Here is a 16,118-nt window from a genome sequence, read left to right on the forward strand (position 1 = left end):
GATGCCATCCTACGCGGGCGATGATGACGGGCTGCTGGGAGGCGCATGGCCGAGGGACCGACGACCCGCGAGACGCCCTGGCCCGTCTCGGTGCTCTCGGCGAAGCTGAAGGAGTACCTCGACCGCCTCGGCACGGTGTGGATCGAGGGCGAGATCACGCAGTGGGGCGTGTCCGCCGGCAACGTCTACGGCAAGCTGAAGGACCTCGAGACGGATGCCACGGTGTCGTTCACGATCTGGTCGTCGACGCGTGCCCGGCTGACGGAGCAGTTCAAGGCCGGCGACCACGCCGTCGCGCTCGTGAAGCCGAACTGGTGGGTGAAGGGCGGTTCGCTCACCATGCAGGTCTTCGACCTCAGGCACGTGGGGCTCGGCGACCTGCTCGAGCGCCTCGAGCGCCTTCGCGCGCAGCTCGCCGCCGAGGGGCTCTTCGCCGCCGACCGCAAGCGCCCGCTGCCGTTCCTGCCCCGCGTCATCGGCCTCGTCACCGGCAAGGACAGCGACGCCGAGAAGGACGTCGTCCGCAACGCCCGGCTGCGCTGGCCGGCGGTCGAGTTCCGGATCGCGCATGCGGCCGTGCAGGGCGACCGATGCGCACCCGAGGTGGTCGGCGCCATCCGTCGCCTCGACGCCGACCCCGAGGTCGACGTCATCATCGTCGCTCGCGGCGGTGGCGACTTCCAGAACCTGCTGGGCTTCAGCGACGAACGCGTGGTGCGGGCCGCCGCCGCGGCATCCACCCCCATCGTGAGCGCGATCGGGCACGAGGCCGACCGGCCGTTGCTCGACGAGGTCGCCGACCTCCGGGCGTCCACGCCGACCGATGCCGCGAAGCGCGTCGTGCCCGACGTCGCCGAGGAGCTCATCCGCGTCGAGCAGGCCCGCGCGCGCCTCCGCATGCGCGTGACGACGCTCGTGACCCACGAGATCGACCGGCTCGGGCACCTGCGGAGTCGGCCCGCCCTTGCAGACCCGGGCTGGATGATCGATCGCCGTGCGGAGGAGGTCACCCGCTGGGTGGCACGAGGGAGCGAGCTCGCCGAGCGCGCGATCGAGCGAGCCGGGACGCGGGTCGCCGAGCTCCGTTCGCAGCTGCGGGCGCTCTCGCCGCTCGCCACGCTCGAGCGCGGCTACGCGATCGTGCAGCGCGACCACGACGGCGTGCTCACGAACCCCGGGCAGGCGCCGGAGGGCACCGGCCTCCGCATCACGCTCGCCGAGGGCCGTCTCGCGGCGACATCTCGGGGAGCGCTCGGCGACGCCGAATAGAATGCCGTCCATGCCCCCTGCCTCCACGGATGTCGCCGAGCTCAGCTACGAGCAGGCCCGCGACGAACTCGTGCGCGTCGTCGCCGAGCTCGAGCAGGGTTCCGCAACGCTCGAGCAGTCGCTCGCGCTGTGGGAGCGCGGCGAGGCGCTCGCGCAGCGGTGCGAGGAATGGCTCGTGGGCGCCAAGGCCCGGCTCGACGCCGCGCGCGCCGGCGCGGACGGTGGCGCAGCTGCGTCCGGCAGGCCGACCGGGTCACGCGCCGCCTCGACGGCGCCGGCGGACGCGCTCGACCTCGACGGCGGCGAGGCCTGATGGCCGCCCGCGCCCCGAGGGTCGTCGCCGAGCTCGGCCGCCCCGAGACCCCGCAGGAGACCGCCGACCGGAAGGCCGAGCAGTCGCGCAAGCACCGCGAGCGGCAGACGCTGCGCAACCTCATCGGCTCGCTCGTCGCGTGCGTCGCCGTCGTCGCGCTGATCGTGCTGCTCGTGCCCCGCAGCGACACCCCGATCGAGCGCGACGTCGACGTGGCGGCCGTCGCCGACCAGGCCCAGGTCGGCATCGACGCACCGCTCGCCGTGCCCGAGCTGCCGGACGGGTGGCGCTCGAACGCCGCGGAGCTGCGTACGCGCGACGCCGACGGCATCACGGCCTGGTACGCCGGGTACCTCACGCCGAGCGACGAGTACGCCGGCATGTACCAGGGTCTCGGTGCGAACCCGACCTGGACGGCCGACCTGCTGAAGAACACGATCGCCACCGGCGTCGTCACGATCGACGGCATCGAGTGGACCGTCTACGACAACCGCGAGACCGCCGCCGACGTCGGGAACGCGCGCTACGGACTCGTGACCGAGGCGGGCGAGAGCACCTTCGTGCTCCTCGGCACCGCGACCCCCGAGGAGTTCGAGACCCTCGCCGGCGCGCTCGCGCCGGCGATCGAAGCGCAGCCCTGAGAGGAGCGGCCGTGAGCAAGTCCGCACCCGCACGACCGACCACCCCCGCCGAGACGTGGCGCGAGCTGCGTGCCGGCAACGCCCGGTTCGTCGCCGGCGCGCCCCTGCACCCCCGACAGGACGTCGAGCGCCGCACCGAGACCGCGAACCACCAGCGACCGCTCGTGGCCATCTTCGGTTGCAGCGACTCGCGGCTCTCGGCCGAGATCATCTTCGATGTCGGGCTCGGCGACGCGTTCGTCGTCCGCAATGCCGGCCAGGTGCCGTCCGACTCGGTGCTCGGCTCGCTCGAGTACGCCGTGGCTGTCCTCGGCGTGCCCCTGATCCTCGTGCTCGGCCACGACGAGTGCGGCGCCGTGCGCGCCGCCATCGACTCGCAGGCCGACGAGGCCCCGCCGCTGCCGGCGCACATCGCGGGCATCGTCGACGACATCGTGCCCGCGGTGCGCAAGGTCGCGGGCGTCGAGGAGGGGCCGATCGAGCCCGCTGACATCGACGCCGGGTACGTCGGCCGCGAGCATCTCCGCAACGCGGTATCGCAGCTGCTCGAGCGCTCCGAGGTGATCAGCGACGCGATCGCAGCGGGTACGCTGGCTGTCGTCGGCGCGAACTACCGCCTGCTCGAGGGCCGCGCCGAGACCGACGTCGTCGTCGGTCGCATCTGACGCCGCCGGCGGCATCCCACCGCCGCGCCGCACGTTTTTCGAATCGAAGGGGAGCACACCGTGGTGGACAACGCCGCCGACTACCGGATCGAACACGACACGATGGGCGAGGTGCGGGTCCCCGCAGCGGCGCTCTACCGTGCGCAGACCCAGCGGGCGGTCGAGAACTTCCCGATCTCGGGCGCGGGCCTGGAGCCCGCCCAGATCGCAGCGCTCGCGCGCATCAAGAAGTCCGCGGCCCTCGCCAACGCGCGCCTCGGGGTGCTCGACCAGCAGCTCGCGCAGGCGATCGCCGACGCGGCCGACGAGGTCATCGCGGGCGCGCACGACTTCGCCGAGCACTTCCCGGTCGACGTCTACCAGACCGGCTCGGGCACGTCCTCGAACATGAACATGAACGAGGTGCTCGCGACGATCGCGACGCAGAAGCTCGGCAGCGCCGTGCACCCGAACGATCACGTGAACGCGTCGCAGTCCTCGAACGACGTCTTCCCGACGTCGGTGCACATCGCGGTGACCGCCGCGCTCATCGACGACCTGATCCCCGCGCTCGACCACCTCGCGGTCGCGCTCGAGGCGAAGGCCGAGGCGTGGGCGGGCGTCGTCAAGGCGGGCCGCACGCACCTCATGGACGCCACGCCCGTGACCCTCGGCCAGGAGTTCGGCGGCTACGCCCGCCAGGTGCGCCTCGGCATCGAGCGCGTCCGCACCGCGCTCCCGCGCGTCGCGGAGGTCCCGCTCGGCGGCACCGCCGTCGGCACCGGGATCAACACGCCCGCCGGCTTCCCGCAGCTCGTGATCGAGCTCCTCCAGCAGGAGACCGAGCTCCCGATCACCGAGGCCGCCGACCACTTCGAGGCGCAGGCCAACCGCGACGGCCTCGTCGATGCGTCGGGCGCCCTCCGCACGATCGCCGTGAGCCTCACGAAGGTCTGCAACGACCTGCGCTGGATGGGCTCCGGCCCCAACACCGGTCTCGGCGAGCTGTTCATCCCCGACCTGCAGCCCGGTTCCTCCATCATGCCCGGCAAGGTGAACCCGGTCGTTCCCGAGGCGGTCCTGATGGTCTGCTCGCGGGTGGTCGGCAACGACGCGACGATCGCCTGGGCCGGCGCGTCGGGCTCGTTCGAGCTCAACGTGCAGATCCCCGTCATGGGCACGGCATTGCTCGAGTCGATCCGCCTGCTCTCGAACTCGGTGCGCGTGCTCGCCGACAAGACCATCGACGGCCTGCAGGTCAACGAGGCGCGCACCACGGCGCTCGCGGGCATGTCCCCGTCGATCGTCACGCCGCTGAACAAGATCATCGGCTACGAGGCCGCCGCGAAGATCGCCAAGCACTCCGTCGCGAAGGGGATCACGGTCCGCGAGGCCGTCATCGACCTCGGCCACGTCGAGCGCGGAGAGCTCACCGAGGCGCAGCTCGACGAGGCACTGCACCTGCTCTCGATGACGCGCCCGCCGCAGCAGGGCTGAGCCCGCGGCGTCCGCTCGACCCGCGTGACGGCGGCCCCGGAACCTCTCGGTTCCGGGGCCGCCGTCGTCGTGCGCGGGGCGCGACGTCAGGCGAGCTCGGCGCCGTCGAGCATCTCCGACACGAGTGCCGCGATCGCGGAGCGCTCGGAGCGGGTGAGCGTGATGTGGGCGAAGAGCGGATGTCCCTTCAGCGTCTCGATCACGCTCGCGACGCCGTCGTGGCGCCCGACGCGGAGGTTGTCGCGCTGGGCCACGTCGTGCGTGAGCACGACGCGCGAGTTCTGCCCGACGCGGCTGAGCACCGTGAGCAGCACGTTGCGCTCGAGCGACTGCGCCTCGTCGACGATCACGTACGCGTCGTGCAACGACCTGCCGCGGATGTGCGTGAGCGGCAGCACCTCGAGGATGCCGCGATCGACGACCTCCTCGAGCACGTTGTCGGAGACGAGCGCCCCGAGCGTGTCGAACACCGCCTGCGCCCAGGGGTTCATCTTCTCCCCCTGGTCGCCGGGCAGGTAGCCGAGCTCCTGGCCGCCGACCGCGTACAGCGGCCGGAACACCATGATCTTCTTGTGCTGCTGCCGCTCGAGGACGGCCTCGAGCCCCGCGCACAGCGCCAGCGCCGACTTGCCGGTGCCGGCGCGGCCGCCGAGCGAGACGATCCCGATCTCGGGGTCGAGCAGCAGGTCGATCGCGAGGCGCTGCTCGGCCGAGCGCCCGTGCACGCCGAACGCCTCGCGGTCGCCGCGGACGAGCCGCACCTCGCGGTCGCCCACCACCCTCGCGAGTGCGGAGCCGCGCTCCGACTGGATGACGAGGCCCGTGTTCACGGGCATCCCGGCGGCGACGTCGGTCTCGAGGTGTTCGTGCTCGTAGAGCCTCGCCATGTCGTTCGAACCGAGTGCGACCTCGGCCATACCGGTCCAGCCCGAGTCGACGGCGAGCTCGGCGCGGTACTCCTGCGCGTCGAGGCCGATGGAGGCGGCCTTGATGCGCAGCGGCAGGTCCTTCGAGACGACGGTCACCGCGAGGCCGTCGTTGGCGAGGTTCATCGCGCAGGCGAGGATCCGCGAGTCGTTGTCGGCGAGCTGCAGGCCGCTCGGCAGCACCGAGAGGCTCGAGTGGTTCAGTTCGACCCGGAGCGAGCCGCCGTCGCCGACGGGGATCGGGAAGTCGAGGCGCTCGTGCTGCACGCGCAGGTCGTCGAGCAGCCGCAGCGCGGCGCGGGCGAAGTACCCGATCTCCGAGTCGTTGCGCTTGGCCTCGAGCTCGGTGATGACGACGACGGGCAGCACCACGGGGTGCTCCGCGAACCGGAACAGGGCGCGCGGGTCCGACAGCAGCACCGACGTGTCCAGCACGTAGGTCCGTTCGTCCTGCGCAGCGCCCCCGGGCGACGACCCGTCGGGACGCCGCTGGTGCTGCGCGTCCGGCTCGACCGGTCCGAGGGGCTTGATGGGATCGACAGAGGTCACGACCGCTCCTGCCCCGAGCTCTCGCTCGGCTCACCCGCCGGCCGGCGATCCTCCCACGAGCGGTTCACGAGCCGACTCGACCGGGCGCCTTGCCCGATGCCTCGACGCTACGACCGACGGCCGACATCCGCCGATGCGACACGCGGCGCGACATCCGCTGTTCACATGCACGCGTCAGTAGTTGGCCGCGGTGCTGAACGAGACGAACGCGCCGCGCAGCATCTCGACGGTCTCCTCCTCGAGTGCGGCGTGCACGCTGAGCCTGACGGTACCGAGCCGGGTCGTCGTGGTGAGCCCGTGATTGTGCAGCGACGCGGAGAGGACGGTGACCTGCTCGGGCTCGGGTTCGAGCACGACGATCCCCGCCCGCTCGCGCTCGTCGCGCGAACTCGAGACGGGCACGGCGAACTCGTCGGCGAGCTCGATGAGGCGGCTGACGTTCTCGGCGACGCGCTCGTTGACCGCCTGGACGCCGACGTCGGCGAGTTCCTCGAGCGACGCGGCGAACCGGGCCTCGGCGACCGGGTCGGGATTCGACACCCGGAACGCCCGCGCGCCGGCGGCCGGCGGAGGCACGTCGTCCCACACCTCGTCGTCTGCGGTGCCCGTGTACCCGGAGAACACCGGGGTCAGCTGCTCCGCGGCCCGCTCGGACAGTGCCATGACGCCCGTGCCCCACCCGGCACGGCACCACTTCTGCCCGCCCGTGACGACCACGTCCGCGGCCTCCCACGGCGCGTCGACGACGCCGAAGCCCTGGATCGCGTCGACGATGAGCAGCCGGTCGCCGATGACCTGGCGGATGCCCTCGAGGTCGCACAGGTACCCCGTGCGGCTGTCGACGAGGCTCACCGCGACCGCCGCGACGTTCGCCTCGAGCTGGTCGCGGATGAGGCCCGGCGTCACCTTGCCGTGATCGGTCTCGAGCCATGCGGGCTGGACCGAGTGGAGCGCCTCGTTCGCGCGCACGGCCGCGATCGGCACGCTCGGGAACTCGCCCGGTGAGAGGAGCACGGTGCCGGTCAGGCCGAACATCGCGTGCATCAGCCCCGTCGTCGTGTTCGGAATCGCCACGATGCGGTCGGCCGCGATGCCGGTGAGGGCGGATGCCGCGGTGCGGAGCCGCACGTCCTGCTCCCCGAACGCGTCCATGCTGCCGTGGCGCGCGCGCTCGAGCACCTGCGTGAACGCCAGCGTCTCCTCGGCGGCGACGCGGGCCAGCGGGCCGACGCGTGCGTAGTCCAGGTACCCGGGTTCCTCGCTGAAACCGGCCAGGTAGTCATCCATGCTCACGGGCGGCGCCCCCTTCTCCGAGGCATATCCTGACAGAATCCTGATCGGATCGTGAGCGCGTTCACCCGCCGAATCGGCGATGCCGTCGCGTGTAGTCGCGGATGGCGCGGAGGAAGTCGACCTCGCGGAGGTCGGGGCCGAGGGCCTCGACGAAGTAGAACTCGCTGTGCGCGGCCTGCCAGAGCATGAAGTCGCTGAGGCGCTGCTCGCCCGACGTGCGGATCACGAGGTCGGGGTCGGGCTGGCCGCCGGTGTAGAGGTGCTCGCCGATGAGCTCGGGCGTGAGCGATTCGGCGAGGTCCTCGAGGCTCCGCCCCTCGGCGTGGTGGGATGCCACGATCGAACGCATCGCGTCGGTGATCTCGCGCCGGCCGCCGTAGCCGACGGCCAGGTTGACGTGCAGGCCCTTCTTGCCCTCGGTGCGATGCTCGGCGGCGTCGAGCGCCGCGACGAGCGGCTCGGGGAGGCCGGCGTCGGACCCGACGTGCTGCACGCGCCAGTCACGGTAGTGGCTGAGCTCCTCGGCGAGCTCGGCGATGATCTCGATGAGGTCGGCGAGCTCCGCGGACGTGCGGTTGCCGAGGTTGTCCGAGGAGAGCAGGTAGAGCGTCACCACGGCGATGCCGAGGTCGTCGCACCATTCGAGGAACTCCCGCATCTTCGCAGCCCCGGCGCGGTGACCGTGCGCGGCGGAGTCGTACCCCAGCTGCTTCGCCCACCGGCGGTTGCCGTCGATGATCATGGCCACGTGTCGTGGAAGCTCCGCCTGGTCGAGTTCGCGGCGGAGGCGGTTCTGGTAGAGCCGATAGAGGAGGCCGCGACCGGGGCGCTGATCGCTCGTCTGCACCCGACAACGGTACTCCCCCGCGCGCGTTCGGACACTCACAGCAAGCCGTGATCGGCCCCGCCCTACGCTGTGACCATGACCCAGCGCGAACCCGAGGACGTCGCCGAGCACCTGCACCGGCCGACCGCCGAGCTCGATCGCGCCGACGCCGCGGTCGCCGCCGACGACCGCCGCGGCGCCGACATCCCGAACCTCCCCCTCATCGACGCCTCGCCCGAACACCCCGCCGACGTCAAGCCCACCTGGCGCGGCTGGATCCACGCGGGCACGTTCCCGCTGACGATCGTGGCGGGCATCGTGCTCATCGCCCTCGCCGAGGGTGCGGCGGCCAAGTGGGCCTCGGCGGTGTTCGTGCTCACCTCGATGCTGCTGTTCGGGAACTCCGCGCTGTACCACCGCTTCGACTGGCAGCCGCGCACGAAGGTGATCCTGAAGCGCATCGACCACGCGAACATCTTCCTGCTGATCGCGGGCACCTACACCCCGTTGTCGATCCTCGCGCTCCCGCCCGACAAGGGGCTCATCCTGCTCGTCCTCGTCTGGAGCGGCGCGCTCGTCGGCATCGCCTTCCGCGTGTTCTGGATCGGCGCGCCCCGATGGCTGTACGTGCCGATCTACCTGCTGCTCGGCTGGGCCGCCGTCATGTACCTCGGCGACCTGCTCGAGGCGAGCGTCGCGATGATGGTGCTCGTCATCGTCGGCGGCATCCTGTACACGATCGGCGCCGTCGTCTACGGACTGAAGAAACCCAACCCGTGGCCCGGCCACTTCGGGTTCCACGAGATCTTCCACGTGTGCACGGTGCTCGCGTTCATGTGCCACTGGACGGCGACGCTGCTCATCGCGATCGAGCCCGCGTACCACGGAGGCTGACGCGCAGCGGCGCCGGCGGCCGGTGGTGGGACCGCGGGCGCCGTCCGGCTACCGCTCGTCGCGGTCGACCGGGGGCGCATCGGATGCCGCGGCCTCCGCCTGCGGCTCGGTCGCGCCGCCGGCGGGGGTGCCGCCCTCGAGCGCGCCCTCCGCGGCCGCCGCGGCCGCCGCCTCCTCCGCGGCGATGCGCTCGCGCGCCTCGGCCCGGTAGTTCACGCGACGGATGCGCCGGACCATGTCGATCACGAGCAGCAGGACCGCCAGCATGATGAGGATCGTGGCGATGAATCCCACGACGCCGGGGGTGACGTCGTTCGGGTCGAACTCCTCCTCGGCGGCCGCGACGAACGTGAGCGCCGACGCGAGCGCGGGGCTCATCGGCGGTCTCCGCGAGTGATGACGGCGGGCGCGACGAGCATCGGATTCCCTTCAGGGACGGGCGGTTAGGCTGGGAGCCAAGCCTAGACGATCCACCCGGGAAGGAGCCGCGCGGTGCCCCCACGCGAGTCCGCCGATGCGGCGGCCGAGGACGCGGCCCTCGACGGCGTCCCCGACCCCGAGCCGGGTCGTGCGCCGGCCGGGAGCGACGCCGCCGAGCGCCGTGCCCGGACCGGAGCCGGGCACGGCGTCGACGCGGACGGGCACATGCCGCACGCGGCATCCGATCTCGCCGGCCGGTACGGCCGGACGCCGAGCCGTCGCCGGCGCGAACGGGGAATCCTCGTGGGCGCCGCGATCGCCTTCGCGGCGGTCCTCGTCTCGTGGGTGGTCTGGGCGGGCCTCGACGGCAGCACGCCGCTCGTGCAGGCGACCGACCTCGGCCACGAACTCCTCGACGAGCGCTCCGTCGAGGTGACGTGGCGGCTCTCGGTGCCGTCCGGCAACGCCACGGCGTGCATCGTGCAGGCCCTCAACGAGGACTTCACGGTGGTCGGCTGGAAGGTCGTCGAGATCCCGGCGTCCGACCGCCCGCTGCGCACGTTCACCGAGACCGTGCGGACGGCGCAGGAGGCCAACACCGGTTTGATCTCCCAATGCTGGCTCGACTAGAATGAGTGATTCGCCCCGGCAGACGCTGGGGCGACACGTCTATCACGGGAGTGTGCACCATGGCGCAGGACGCCACCGTCACCTGGCTCACCCAGGAGGCCTACGACCGGCTCGCCGGTGAGCTCGAGCACCTCTCCACCCACGGCCGCGAGGAGATCGCGAAGCGCATCGAGGCCGCGCGTGAGGAGGGCGACCTCAAGGAGAACGGCGGGTACCACGCCGCGAAGGACGAGCAGGGCAAGCAGGAGGCGCGGATCCGTCAGCTCACCGAGCTGCTCCGCCACGCCGAGGTCGGCGAGGCGCCGACGTCGAGCGGCGTCGTCGAGTCGGGCACCGTCATCACCGCCGTCGTCGCCGGCGACGAGGAGCGCTTCCTCATCGGCAGCCGGGAGATCGCGGGCGACTCCGAGCTCGACGTCTTCAGCGAGCAGTCGCCCCTCGGCGCGGCCATCCTCGGACTCAAGGTCGGCGACACGACGTCGTACACCGCACCGAACGGTCGCGAGATCGCCGTCGAGATCACCGGTGTCGACACCTGGGGCGGCCAGTGACGCGCTGAGCGGCTCGAACACCGCGAACGGCCCCTCCGATCGGAGGGGCCGTTCCGCGTCCCGGGCCTCAGCCGACGTTCACTCGGCGATGATCTCCGGCTCGTATCCGGCACGGCGGAGGACGGCGACGACCTCCTCGCGGTGCGCGGGCCCGCGGGTCTCGACCGAGAGCTGCAGCGCGACCTCGGAGATCTGCATGCCCGCACCGTGCCGCGTGTGGAGCACCTCGACGACGTTCGCATTGGCCGCCGCGAGGAGTTCCGAGATGCGGGCGAGCTGGCCCGGTCGGTCGGGCAGCCCGATCCGCAGCGTGAGGTAGCGATCGGATGCCGCGAGTCCGTGCGCGATCACGCGCTGCATGAGGAGCGGGTCGATGTTCCCGCCGGAGAGCACGACCACGAGCGGACCGTCCGAGCGAACCTTGCCGGTCATCAGGGCGGCGACGCCGACCGCGCCCGCCGGCTCGACGACGAGCTTCGCGCGCTCGAGGAGGACGAGCAGCGCGCGGGCGATGTCGTCCTCGCCGACCGTGACGACCTCGTCGATCGCGTCGCGGATGATCTCGAAGTTCAGCTCGCCCGGCTGGTACACGGCGATGCCGTCGGCGATGGTCGGCACGACGGGGACGGTGACCGGCTGGCCCGCGGCGAGCGAGGGCACGTACGGTGAGGCGTTCTCGGCCTGGACGCCGATCACGCGCACACTGCGCCCCAGGGCCGCCGCCTTCTGCTTGGCCGCGCTCGCGATGCCCGCGGCCAGCCCGCCGCCGCCGATCGGCACGACGATGGTCGTGGCATCCGGTGCCTGCTCGAGGATCTCGAGGCCGAGCGTGCCCTGACCCGCGACGACGTCGGGATGGTCGAACGGCGGGATCACGGTCGCGCCGGTCTCGGTCGCGAACCGGGCCGCGGCCTCGAGCGTCTCGCCGATCGAGTCTCCGCGGAGCACCACGTCGGCGCCGTAGGCGCGGGTCGCCTCGAGCTTCGGCAGCGCGACGCCCACCGGCATGAAGATGGTGGCGCGGATGCCGAGCTCGCGCGCCGCGTAGGCGACGCCCTGCGCATGATTGCCGGCCGATGCCGCGACGACGCCCCGGGCGCGCTCCTCGGCGCTGAGCGAGGAGAGCCGGTTGAACGCGCCGCGCAGCTTGTACGACCCGGTGCGCTGGAGGTTCTCGCACTTCAGGTGCACCGGCACGCCGGCGATCGCCCCGAGGTACCGGGAGGTCTCCATCGGCGTGCGTCGCGCGATGGCCGCAACGGTGCGCTGCGCGTGCTCGAACTCCGAGAGCGACGGACCGGGCAGCATCGAGGCCGGAAGGGCGGCCTCGGGCAGTCCGGCGCCGGCGGCCGCGCTCGGAGCCGAGGAGGTCGTGTCGATGGCGTGGTTCATTTCACCGTCCGTATCCGGGTCGCTGGGGTACCGTGCGCCACAGCGGAGATCGGATCTCGGCGGGCGGGGGCGGCTGGGCGTCCTTCCACGAGCCGCCCGAGATGTACATGATCATGACGTTCGCGACCGCGGCCACCGGCACCGCGAAGAGCGCGCCGGGGATGCCGGCGAGCAGCGACCCCGTGGCCACCGCGACGACGACCCCCAGCGGATGCACCTTGACCGCGGTGCCCATGATGAGCGGCTGCAGCACGTGGCCCTCGACCTGCTGCACGAGCAGCACGACGCCGAGCATGGCGAGCGCGATGCCCCAGCCCTCGTACACGAGCGCCACGAACACGGCGAGCGCGCCGGTGACCACCGCACCGACGATCGGGATGAACGAGCCGAGGAAGACGAGCACGGCGATGGGGATCGCCAGCGGCACGCCGAGCAGGAGCGCGCCGAGCCCGATGCCGATCGCGTCGATGGCCGCCACGAAGATCTGGACCCGGACGAAGTTCTCGAGCGTGGCCCATCCGGCCCGGCCCGCGCCGTCGATCGCCGCGCGCGCGGTGCGCGGGAAGATCCCGACGATCCAGTTCCAGATGCCGCGACCGTCGATGAGGATGAACAGCGTCGCGAAGAGCGCGAGCAGCAGTCCCGCGAGGAAGTGCCCGATGGACGAGCTCACCGAGAGTGCGCCGGAGACGAGCACCCCGCTCTCCGACTGGGCCGTCTCGACCACCTGCTGCACGAACTGGTCGATCTGGTCGGACGTCACGTGCAGGGGCCCCTCGAGCAGCCACTCGCGGAAGTTCTCCCACGCGACCACGCTCTGCGCGGCGAGATCGGCGGAGCCGCGCACGATCTGCGAGATGCCCAGCGTGAAGAGCCCGCCCACGAATGCGAGCGTCGCGACCATCGCTGCGGCGACCGCGAGCCCCTTCGGCCACCGGTGCCGCTGCAGGAACTGCGAGAACGGCACGAGGAGCGCCGAGATGAGGATCGCGACGAGGACCGGGATGATGACGAGCCGCAGCTGGATGACCAGGAAGATCACGACCGCCAGGACGCCGCCGACGAGCAGGAGCCGCCACGACCAGGCGGCGGCGACCCGCATTCCGAAGGGCACGGATGCCGCGGCGTCGCGCATCGGCTCGGCGTCGTGCTGCGCGGCCCGCTCGGCGGCTCGTTCGGACGTGGAGGAGCGGCGCGCGCGGAGCCGTCGCGCACGCGAGGTCCCCTTCGCCTCGGTCACCGTCACAGTCTAGGCGCGGACCCATGCTCGACCGGCCATGTGTCGGCGGTCGCCGGTAGGGTCGGTGCACCATGGTCGATCAGGTCTCCCCCGCGCTCGCGCGTCGCATCTCCCTCGCCGCACAGGGCTTCGGCCGCCGGGCCCCGGCGGCGCCGGGCACCCGGCAGCTCGCCGGCGTCGTCGACCGGCTCGGGTTGCTGCAGATCGACTCGGTGAACGTCTTCGAACGCAGCCATTACCTGCCCGCCTTCAGTCGCGTCGGCGGGTACGAGCGCGACCTGCTCGATCGCATGGCGTGGGGTCGCCGGGGCCGGCTCGTCGAGTACTGGGCGCACCAGGCGGCGTTCATCCCCCGCGAGCTGTGGCCGCTGTTCGAGTTCCGCCGCACCGAGTACCTGCGCAAGGGAACGGCGGAGTCGGGCGGGTGGCTGCGCGAGCACCGCGACCTCGCGGCGTGGCTCCGCGCGGAGCTCGCGGAGCATGGCCCGATGCGTGCGAGCGAGATCGAGCACGACGCCAACGAGCGTCGCGGCCCGTGGTGGGGCTGGTCCGACGCGAAACGCACGCTCGAGTGGATGTTCCTCACGGGCGAGGTCGTCTGCGTCGAGCGCCGCCGCTTCGAGCGCGTGTACGCACTCCCCGAGCAGGCCCTCGAGCCGCACCTCCTCGACCACGGCCCGGCCGAGCCCGACGCGGTGAGAGTCCTCGTCGAGCGCGCCGCGGCGGCACTCGGCATCGCCACCTCCGCCGACCTCGCCGACTACTGGCGCATGTCCCAGGCGCAGGTCCGACCCGCGATCGCCGACCTGGTCGACGCCGGCGACCTCCTCCCGGTCGAGGTTCCCGGCTGGGGCAACGGGGGCCGACCGGCGCCCGCGTGGGTGCACCGCGACGCGCGGCGGCCGCGGCGCATCGAGGGCGTCGCGCTGCTGTCCCCGTTCGACCCGGTCGTGTGGTTCCGCCCGCGCACCGAGCGGATCTTCGACTTCCACTACCGCATCGAGATCTACACGCCGGAGCCGCAGCGCAGGTTCGGCTACTACTCGCTGCCCGTGCTCGTCGACGACCGCGTGGTGGCCCGGGTCGACCTCAAGAGCGACCGCAAGCCGGGGGTCCTGCGCGTGCAGTCGGCGTGGGCCGAGCCCGGTGCTCCGGACGACCTCGCCGAGCGACTCGTGCCGGTGCTGCGGGAGGCGGCCGCGTGGCAGGGCCTCGACGACGTGCTGGTCGCCGGTCGCGGCGACCTCTCCCCCGCCATCTCGTCCGCCCTCGGCGGTTCGGGGGCCGGGAGCGCCGCTGCGGCGACCGCGTCGCAGCGCCGAGGCGCCTAGAAGCTGCGGCCCATTTCGTGCAGGCGCTTCACCCGCTCGGGGATCGGCGGGTGGGTCGCGAACAGACGGTCGATCACGCCCGGCTTCAGCGGGTCGGCGATCCAGAGGTGCGCCATCGAGGTGTTCTGGCGGCGCATCGGCCGGCCGTACTGCTCGAGCTTGAGCAGGGCGCTCGCCAGGGCGTCGGGATGGCGCGTCGTCATCGCTCCCGTGGCATCCGCGAGGTACTCGCGCTGGCGCGAGACCGCCAGTTGCACGAGGCTCGCGACGAGCGGTGCGATGAGCATCGCGACGAGACCGAAGATCACCACGATCGGGTTGCCGTTGTTGTTCCGCCCGAAGAACGCCATCCGCACGAACAGGTCGGAGATGAACCCGACCGCGACGACGAGCCCGAACACGATCATCGACAGCCGGATGTCGTAGTTGCGCACATGGCCGAGCTCGTGCGCCATGACGCCCTCGAGCTCGGAGTCGTCCATGATCTCGAGGAGCCCCGTGGTCGCGGCGACGACGGCGTGCTCGGGGTCGCGCCCGGTGGCGAACGCGTTGGGCGCCGGGTCGGAGATCACGAAGACGCGCGGCATCGGCGTCCCGGTCGTGATCGAGAGGTTCTCGATCGTGCGCCACAGGCGCGGATGCTCCGACACGCTGCGGATCTCGACGGCGCCCGACATCGACAGCGCCTGACGGTCGGCGGTGAAGTACTGGAAGAGCGCGTACGCCGTCGCGATCACGATGGTGATCACCACGATGGTGAGGTCGCCGTAGATCACCGCGGCCAGGTAGCCGAGCCCGCCGACGATGGCGAGGAAGAGCAGGATCGTGAAGACGGTGTTGCGCTTGTTCCGGGCGATCGCTCGGTACATCGGCGGCTAGAACTGCACGCGCGGTGGCTCGGCGATCGCCGCCGCCTCAGTCACCTCGAAGAACTCGCGCTCGTGGAAGCCGAGCCCGCGCACGAACAGCGTGTTCGGGAAGACCTTGATCTTGGTGTTGAGCTCGCGCACGCCGCCGTTGTAGAACCGGCGGGCGGCCTGGATCTTGTCCTCGGTGTCGACGAGTTCGGACTGCAGTTGGAGGAAGTTCTGGCTCGCCTGCAGCTGCGGATACGCCTCGGCGACCGCGAAGATCGACTTCAGCGCCTGCTGCATGTGGTTCTCGGCGGCGGACGCCTCGGCCGGTCCGCTCGCCGAGAGGGTCTCGGCACGCGCCTTCGTGACGTTCTCGAAGACGGCCTTCTCGTGCGCGGCGTAGCCCTTCACCGCCTCGATGAGGTTCGGGATGAGGTCGGCACGACGCTTCAACTGCACCGTGATGTCGCTCCACGCCTCGTCGACACGGACGTTCAACGTGACCAGGGAGTTGTAGGTCGCCCACAGGTAGATGCCGATCACCAGGACGAGCACGACGACGATGATGAGCGGGATGAGCCATTCCATGGCGGGGACTCCTGAGATATCGGCGACGAGATCAGCGGACGTTCAATCCTAACGATCGGGGCTGTGACGCGCCCCCAACTCCCATGAGACTCGGAGCGAGCGGAGGGGCGCCTCCGGGCGTAGGCTCAGCCTCGTGGGCGAGCCTGCCACCCCGCACGGGCGCCATCGGGCGCCGATCGAATCGGGTCGTGCACCCGACGCGGACGACGCCGGTCGCGACGGAACCCGCGGCGACGGCTCCGACGACGTCGTCGTGGTCC

The 16,118-nt window shown here is 71.7% G+C and carries 17 protein-coding genes; 9 read left to right on the forward strand and 8 right to left on the reverse strand.

All coding sequences use genetic code 11. The annotated features are described in order from the left end of the window. Positions 1–45: 45 nt before the first annotated feature. The 5 genes from xseA to ACULK2_RS12220 all read left to right on the forward strand — a co-directional run bounded on the left by xseA (position 46) and on the right by ACULK2_RS12220 (position 4,364). On the forward strand, positions 46–1,269 hold the full coding sequence (xseA, locus tag ACULK2_RS12200; protein WP_445967501.1) for an exodeoxyribonuclease VII large subunit: 1,224 nt from the start codon (positions 46–48) through the stop codon (positions 1,267–1,269). Position 1,270: 1 nt separating this feature from the next. Further along, complete coding sequence (locus ACULK2_RS12205; protein WP_445967502.1) at positions 1,271–1,582, forward strand: exodeoxyribonuclease VII small subunit; 312 nt, start codon at positions 1,271–1,273, stop codon at positions 1,580–1,582. Next, the gene (locus tag ACULK2_RS12210; protein ID WP_445967503.1) at positions 1,582–2,223 is read left to right on the forward strand and encodes a DUF4245 domain-containing protein; all 642 of its coding nucleotides are present in this window, start codon (positions 1,582–1,584) and stop codon (positions 2,221–2,223) included. Before ACULK2_RS12205 ends, ACULK2_RS12210 begins: the two co-directional genes overlap by 1 nt. Positions 2,224–2,234: 11 nt before the next feature. Continuing rightward, on the forward strand, positions 2,235–2,888 hold the full coding sequence (locus ACULK2_RS12215; protein ID WP_445967504.1) for a carbonic anhydrase: 654 nt from the start codon (positions 2,235–2,237) through the stop codon (positions 2,886–2,888). A gap of 102 nt (positions 2,889–2,990) precedes the next feature. Then, complete coding sequence (locus tag ACULK2_RS12220; protein ID WP_501044999.1) at positions 2,991–4,364, forward strand: aspartate ammonia-lyase; 1,374 nt, start codon at positions 2,991–2,993, stop codon at positions 4,362–4,364. 86 nt (positions 4,365–4,450) lie between these two features. On the opposite strand, the gene phoH2 is transcribed toward ACULK2_RS12220, so the two are convergent. From phoH2 to ACULK2_RS12235, 3 genes are all read right to left on the reverse strand, one after another. Beyond that, a complete protein-coding gene (phoH2, locus tag ACULK2_RS12225) occupies positions 4,451–5,821 on the reverse strand; it encodes an RNA 5'-3' helicase PhoH2 (RefSeq protein ID WP_445967600.1) in 1,371 nt (456 codons plus the stop codon). Positions 5,822–6,013: 192 nt separating this feature from the next. Next, positions 6,014–7,126 (reverse strand): aminotransferase class V-fold PLP-dependent enzyme, encoded by a 1,113-nt coding sequence (locus ACULK2_RS12230; protein ID WP_445967601.1) that lies wholly within the window; start codon positions 7,124–7,126, stop codon positions 6,014–6,016. A gap of 67 nt (positions 7,127–7,193) precedes the next feature. Next, positions 7,194–7,979: an isoprenyl transferase gene (locus ACULK2_RS12235; protein WP_445967506.1), complete on the reverse strand. Its 786-nt coding sequence runs from the start codon at positions 7,977–7,979 to the stop codon at positions 7,194–7,196. A 75-nt stretch (positions 7,980–8,054) separates the two neighbouring features. On the opposite strand from ACULK2_RS12235, the gene trhA reads away from it, so the two are divergent. Next, positions 8,055–8,852, forward strand: coding sequence for a PAQR family membrane homeostasis protein TrhA (trhA, locus tag ACULK2_RS12240; protein WP_445967507.1), 798 nt, complete (start codon positions 8,055–8,057; stop codon positions 8,850–8,852). A 48-nt stretch (positions 8,853–8,900) separates the two neighbouring features. Here trhA and ACULK2_RS12245 read toward each other — a convergent pair whose 3' ends face one another. After that, positions 8,901–9,230, reverse strand: coding sequence for a hypothetical protein (locus ACULK2_RS12245; protein WP_445967508.1), 330 nt, complete (start codon positions 9,228–9,230; stop codon positions 8,901–8,903). 114 nt (positions 9,231–9,344) lie between these two features. On the opposite strand from ACULK2_RS12245, the gene ACULK2_RS12250 reads away from it, so the two are divergent. Continuing rightward, positions 9,345–9,902: a DUF4307 domain-containing protein gene (locus ACULK2_RS12250; RefSeq protein WP_445967509.1), complete on the forward strand. Its 558-nt coding sequence runs from the start codon at positions 9,345–9,347 to the stop codon at positions 9,900–9,902. A 59-nt stretch (positions 9,903–9,961) separates the two neighbouring features. Continuing rightward, positions 9,962–10,453, forward strand: coding sequence for a transcription elongation factor GreA (gene greA / locus ACULK2_RS12255; RefSeq protein ID WP_445967510.1), 492 nt, complete (start codon positions 9,962–9,964; stop codon positions 10,451–10,453). A gap of 78 nt (positions 10,454–10,531) precedes the next feature. Here the strand turns inward: greA and ilvA are convergent, their stop codons facing one another. Further along, positions 10,532–11,761, reverse strand: a complete 1,230-nt coding sequence (gene ilvA / locus ACULK2_RS12260) for a threonine ammonia-lyase (protein ID WP_445967602.1) — start codon at positions 11,759–11,761, stop codon at positions 10,532–10,534. 85 nt (positions 11,762–11,846) lie between these two features. Beyond that, on the reverse strand, positions 11,847–13,085 hold the full coding sequence (locus ACULK2_RS12265) for an AI-2E family transporter (RefSeq protein WP_445967511.1): 1,239 nt from the start codon (positions 13,083–13,085) through the stop codon (positions 11,847–11,849). Positions 13,086–13,156: 71 nt separating this feature from the next. Here ACULK2_RS12265 and ACULK2_RS12270 point away from each other — a divergent pair, with 71 nt between their 5' ends. Then, entirely contained in the window at positions 13,157–14,416 is a 1,260-nt protein-coding gene (locus ACULK2_RS12270; protein ID WP_445967512.1) for a winged helix-turn-helix domain-containing protein, read from the forward strand. Here the strand turns inward: ACULK2_RS12270 and ACULK2_RS12275 are convergent. After that, entirely contained in the window at positions 14,413–15,285 is an 873-nt protein-coding gene (locus ACULK2_RS12275) for a M48 family metalloprotease (RefSeq protein ID WP_445967513.1), read from the reverse strand. The two genes, ACULK2_RS12270 and ACULK2_RS12275, sit on opposite strands and share 4 nt — an antisense overlap. Before the next feature lie 6 nt (positions 15,286–15,291). Next, positions 15,292–15,858: a LemA family protein gene (locus ACULK2_RS12280; protein ID WP_445967514.1), complete on the reverse strand. Its 567-nt coding sequence runs from the start codon at positions 15,856–15,858 to the stop codon at positions 15,292–15,294. Positions 15,859–16,118 lie beyond the last annotated feature (260 nt).

Source organism: Agromyces molybdatiresistens (assembly GCF_052748445.2).